General features: G+C 67.0%; 6 protein-coding genes. 5 read left to right on the top strand and 1 reads right to left on the bottom strand.

Annotated features, from left to right (window positions below; all coding sequences use genetic code 11):
* Positions 1 to 175 (top strand): SRPBCC family protein (locus ACXJKR_RS23050; protein WP_457324787.1); only part of this gene is annotated, 175 nt, incomplete at its 5' end.
* Positions 162 to 479 (top strand): RnfH family protein, encoded by a 318-nt coding sequence (locus tag ACXJKR_RS23045; protein WP_056197915.1) that lies wholly within the window; start codon positions 162 to 164, stop codon positions 477 to 479. The genes ACXJKR_RS23050 and ACXJKR_RS23045, both read left to right, overlap by 14 nt.
* Before the next feature lie 30 nt (positions 480 to 509).
* On the opposite strand, the gene ACXJKR_RS23040 is transcribed toward ACXJKR_RS23045, so the two are convergent.
* Positions 510 to 1,022, bottom strand: a complete 513-nt coding sequence (locus ACXJKR_RS23040) for a DUF4124 domain-containing protein (protein ID WP_056197912.1) — start codon at positions 1,020 to 1,022, stop codon at positions 510 to 512.
* 87 nt (positions 1,023 to 1,109) lie between these two features.
* On the opposite strand from ACXJKR_RS23040, the gene guaB reads away from it, so the two are divergent.
* The 3 genes from guaB to guaA all read left to right on the top strand — a co-directional run.
* Positions 1,110 to 2,579 (top strand): IMP dehydrogenase, encoded by a 1,470-nt coding sequence (gene guaB / locus ACXJKR_RS23035; protein WP_457324786.1) that lies wholly within the window; start codon positions 1,110 to 1,112, stop codon positions 2,577 to 2,579.
* Between the two features lie 148 nt (positions 2,580 to 2,727).
* On the top strand, positions 2,728 to 3,960 hold the full coding sequence (locus ACXJKR_RS23030) for a TCR/Tet family MFS transporter (RefSeq protein ID WP_056197908.1): 1,233 nt from the start codon (positions 2,728 to 2,730) through the stop codon (positions 3,958 to 3,960).
* Positions 3,961 to 3,967: 7 nt separating this feature from the next.
* On the top strand, positions 3,968 to 5,421 hold a 1,454-nt coding region (guaA, locus tag ACXJKR_RS23025; protein ID WP_457324785.1), incomplete at its 3' end, for a glutamine-hydrolyzing GMP synthase.

The following is a 5,421-nucleotide window of genomic DNA, read 5'->3' as shown; positions in this document are numbered from 1 at the left end:
GAACAAGCCCGGTGCGGAGGCCGAAGCCACGGCCTGCAAGATCGCCTTCGAGCTCAGCTATGCCTTCAGCAGCGGCGCGCTGGAGGCTGTCGTCAGCCCGGTGTTCGACCGCATCGCCAACACCTTCGTCGACAGTTTCGTGCAGCGTGCCGAGAGTCAATATGGTCCGCGTTGAGCTGGTGTGGAGCCCGCGGGCGGGTGATGTTCAGCACCGCTGGCTGGAGGTGGAGGAGGGCGCCACCGTCGACACCGCCTTGCGCGCTTGCGTCGATTTCATGGCCGCCCAGAGCCAGCCTCTGGATCAATTGCACATCGGCATCTGGGGCCGTGCGCGGCCGCTGACGACGCCGCTGCGCGAGCGTGATCGCATCGAGGTCTACCGCGCGCTGACCGTCGACCCCAAGGAAGCGCGGCGTCTGCGCTACGCCAAGCGTGGCGAGCGCATCGTGTCGCGACATCGGCCCAAACACGCGGGCTGAGCCGACGGCTAGACGCGTTGGCTCAGCGGGTCACTTGCACTCGCTGGTGATGGTGTCGCGCGCGCGGCTGACCTCGGCGGAGATCTGGGCCTCGTCCATGAAGACGCGCTCGCCCTTCTCGTTGGTGCGGGTCAGGCGCGTGCCGCTCTGCAAATCGCGCAGATTGGCCTGGGCGCGGGCGCAGTTCTCGCGGCGCTGCGCGGCGACGCGGCGTTCCTCTTCCTTCTGCTTGGCGGTCTCGCCATCCTGGTCCTTCTTCTGGCGTGCAGCGGCCTCCTGCTCGGCCTTGGTCGGCGCGCTGGCGGGCGGTCTGGGCGCGGAAGCAGCGCTGGCCTGAGTGCTGGGCGGCGCGACGACGATGGTCGGCTTCGCCACATAGGGGCGAAGCAGGATGTCCTTGTCCGGTGTGCCGGGCGGCGGCGGCATGTCGCTGTACTGCACATTGCCCTTGGCATCGCGCCACTTCCACTGGGCCTGAGCGGCGCCGGCTGCAGCGAGGCAGAGCAGGACGAGAAGAGCTTGGCGAAAGGCTTTGCGAGGCATGCGGCCAGTTTAGGGCCTGTTGGCGCAGAGGCAACGGCCCCTGCGTGACCCTCCGTATAATGCCGCTTTGCGTCTKGAGCTTTCCTCATGCGCCTTCTCGGCAAAGCGCTCACCTTCGACGATGTTCTGTTGGTGCCAGCGTTCTCCCAGGTGTTGCCCCGTGACACCAGCCTTGCGACCCGCCTGTCGCGCAACATTCCCCTGAACCTGCCGCTGGTGTCCGCCGCCATGGACACCGTGACCGAAGCTCGCCTGGCGATCGCGATCGCGCAGGAGGGGGGCATCGGCATCGTGCACAAGAACCTCAGCGCCGAATCCCAGGCGCGCGAAGTCGCCCGGGTCAAGCGCTATGAGAGTGGCGTCGTTCGCGAGCCTCTCACCATCGGCCCGAACGCCACGGTCCGCGAGGCGATRGAGCTGACCCGCCAGCACGGCTTCTCGGGTTTCCCGGTCGTCGAGGGCAAGCGCGTCATCGGCATCGTCACCGGCCGCGACCTGCGCTTCGAGACCCGCATGGACGCCCGCGTCAGCGAGATCATGACGCCGGCCGAGAAGCTCATCACCGTCAAGGACGGCGCGTCCACCGACGAGGCCAAGGCGCTGATGCACAAGCACAAGCTGGAGCGCGTCGTTGTCGTCAACGACGCCTTCGAGCTGCGCGGCCTGATGACCACCAAGGACATCACCAAGCAGACCAGCTTTCCCAACGCCGCGCGCGATGCCCAGGGCAAGCTGCGCGTCGGCGCGGCAGTCGGCTTCGGCGACGACACCGAGCAACGCGTCGAACTGCTGGTGCGTGCCGGCGTCGATGCCCTCATCGTCGACACGGCCCACGGCCACAGTGCCGGCGTGCTGGAGCGGGTGCGCTGGGTCAAGAGCAACTATCCGAACGTCGACGTCATCGGCGGCAACATCGCAACCGGCGCCGCAGCGCTGGCGCTGGTGGAAGCCGGCGCCGACGGCGTCAAGGTCGGTATCGGCCCCGGCTCCATCTGCACGACCCGCATCGTTGCGGGTGTCGGCGTGCCGCAGATCACCGCCATCGACAACGTCGTCACGGCGCTCAAGGGCACCGGCGTGCCCGTCATCGCCGACGGCGGCGTGCGCTACTCCGGCGACCTGGCCAAGGCCATCGCTGCGGGCGCCGACTGCGTGATGATGGGCGGTGCCTTCGCCGGCACCGAGGAGGCGCCCGGCGAGGTCATCCTCTACCAGGGCCGCACCTTCAAGAGCTACCGCGGCATGGGCTCGATGGGCGCGATGGCCAAGGGCAGTGCGGATCGCTACTTTCAGGACACCTCGGCCAACAACCCGAACACGTCCAAGCTCGTGCCGGAAGGCATCGAAGGCCAGGTACCCTACAAGGGCTCGGTCGTGCAGGTCATCTTCCAGATGGCCGGTGGCCTGAAGGCGTCGATGCACTACTGCGGCTGCGGCTCCATCGCTGACATGCAGGACAAGGCCGAGTTCGTCGAGATCACGACGGCGGGCATGCGCGAGAGCCATGTCCACGACGTGCAGATCACGAAGGAAGCACCGAACTACCGCAGCGAGTGACTGTGGCCCCCGGTTTGACCGTTGACGGTCAAACCGCCCCCCGCGGGGGCGCAAATCGTTCTAGGGGCGGCCCGTCGAACGCTTTGCTGCTGCCGACCGAGACAACGGGGCGAACGAGAGTCGCCCCGTTGCGCTTTTCAGGAAGACGATGAGTTCCTCCACGCAACGCACCCCGGCCATGGGTTTCATCATGGCCGCGGTGCTGATCGACATGATCTCCATCGGGCTGATGGTGCCGGTGCTGCCGCATATCGTCGGCACCTTCACCCACAGCAACGACGAGCAGACCTCGGCCTTCCTGATGGTGACCATGGCCTTCGGCGTGGCCAACTTCATCGGCTCACCCGTGCTTGGCTCGCTGTCGGACCGCTTCGGCCGCCGGCCGGTGCTGCTGATCGGCTTTGCGGGCCTGGCGCTGAGCTTTTTCGTGACCGCCGTGGCCACGGCGCTGTGGATGCTCGTTGCCGTGCGCCTGTTCTCGGGCGCCATGCAGGCCAATATCGCCATCGCCAATGCCTATGTGGCCGACATCACGCCGGCCGAAGACCGAGCGCGCCGCTTCGGCCAGCTGGGCGCGATGTTCGGCGTCGGCTTCATCCTCGGCCCGGTCATCGGTGGCTGGCTGGGCCATTACGACGTGCACTGGCCCTTCCTCGCCGCCGGCTGCATGGCCGTGGTGAACTGGTGCTACGGCTTCTTCGTGCTGCCCGAGTCCCTGCCCGTTGACAGGCGCACGGGCTTCAACTGGAAGAAGGCCAACCCGGTGTCGTCCCTGCGTGGCCTGGCGGCGCTGAAGGGCGTCGGGTCGCTGGTCGTCGTCATCGCGCTGGCGTCGCTGGCGCAGTTCATGTTGCACATGACTTGGGTGCTCTACACCAAGTTCAAGTTCGGCTGGGGGCCGCTCGAGGTGAGCTGGTCCCTGTTCGCGGTAGGCATCGTGTCGGTGCTGAGCCAGGGCGTGCTGCTCAAGCCGCTGCTGGCGCGCTTCAGCCCGCGGCGGTTGGCACTCATCGGCATGGGCTCTGCATCGCTGGCCTATCTCGGCTTCGGCCTCGCGACCGAGGGCTGGATGATGTACGCCGTCATCGCCTTCAACCTGCTCGGCGGTGTTGCGACCGCGGCGGTGCAGAGCATCATTTCCAATGCGGCGGGGCCGACCCGGCAAGGCCAGGCCATGGGTGCCGTGTCGTCGCTGAACAGCCTGATGGCCGTCATCGCGCCCGTCGTCGGCCTGACCTTGCTGGGCTGGGTGTCACACCGCCCGGCCACCGATCCGCTGATGGGCCTGCCCTTCTACACCTGCGCCGCCCTGCAGCTGATCGGCCTGATCGTCGCCTACCGCTTCTTCCACGGCCAGCGCACCGCTTTGCAAACCGCCTGAGTTCACCATGCAACACGACAAAGTCCTCATCCTCGACTTCGGCTCCCAGGTCACCCAGCTCATCGCCCGCCGCGTGCGCGAAGCGGCGGTGTATTGCGAGATCCATCCGAACGATGTGTCCGACGACTTCATCAAGTCGTTCGCACCCAAGGCCATCATCCTCAGCGGCAGCCACGCCTCCACCTACGAAGACCACGAGCTGCGCGCGCCGCAGGCCGTGTGGGACGCCGGCGTCCCGGTGCTGGGCATCTGCTACGGCATGTTCACGATGACGGTCCAGCTCGGCGGTGAGGTCGAGGCCGCCGATCACCGCGAGTTCGGCTATGCCGAGGTGCGGGCGCACGGCCACACCAAGCTGCTGGAAGGCATCCAGGACTTCGAGACGCCCGAGAAGCACGGCATGCTCAAGGTCTGGATGAGCCATGGCGACAAGGTCACCGTGATGCCGCCGGGCTTCAAGCTGATGGCCTCCACGCCCAGCTGCCCCATCGCCGGCATGGCCAATGAGGAGAAGCGCTACTACGCCGTCCAGTTCCACCCCGAGGTCACGCACACCGTGCAGGGCGACGCGCTGCTGCGCCGCTTCGTGCGCGACATCGCCGGCTGCAAGGGCGACTGGCAGATGGGCAGCTACATCGACGAGGCCGTTGCGAAGATCCGCGAGCAGGTGGGCGATGAGGAAGTCATCCTCGGTCTGTCCGGCGGTGTCGACTCGTCGGTGGCCGCCGCGTTGATCCACCGCGCCATCGGCGACCAGCTCACCTGCGTCTTCGTCGACCAYGGCCTGCTGCGCCTGAACGAAGGCCAGATGGTGATGGACATGTTCGCCGGCCGTCTGCACGCCAAGGTCGTGCATGTTGACGCCAGTGCGGCTTTCCTCGGCAAGCTCGCCGGCGTGGCCGACCCCGAGAAGAAGCGCAAGATCATCGGCGCCGAGTTCGTCGAGGTCTTCCAGGCCGAGGCCAAGAAGCTGAAGAACGCCAAGTGGCTGGCGCAAGGCACCATCTACCCCGACGTCGTCGAGAGCGGTGGCACCAAGACCAAGAAGGCCACGACGATCAAGAGCCACCACAACGTCGGCGGCCTGCCCGAGACGCTGGGGCTGAAGCTGCTGGAGCCGCTGCGCGAGCTGTTCAAGGATGAGGTGCGCGCCCTGGGCGTGGCCCTGGGCCTGCCGGCCGACATGGTCTATCGCCACCCCTTCCCGGGTCCGGGCCTGGGCGTGCGCATCCTGGGCGAGGTGAAGAAGGACTTCGCCGACCTGCTGCGCCGCGCCGATGCCATCTTCATCGAGGAGCTGCGCAACACCATCGACCCGGCCACGGGCAAGAGCTGGTACGCGCTGACCAGCCAGGCCTTTGCCGTGTTCCTGCCGGTCAAGAGCGTGGGCGTGATGGGCGATGGCCGCACTTACGACTACGTCGTCGCGCTACGCGCCGTGCAGACCAGCGACTTCATGAC

The sequence above is a fragment of the Roseateles sp. P5_E11 genome (genome assembly GCF_054049355.1).
This window is presented reverse-complemented; position numbering and strand designations above follow the sequence as displayed.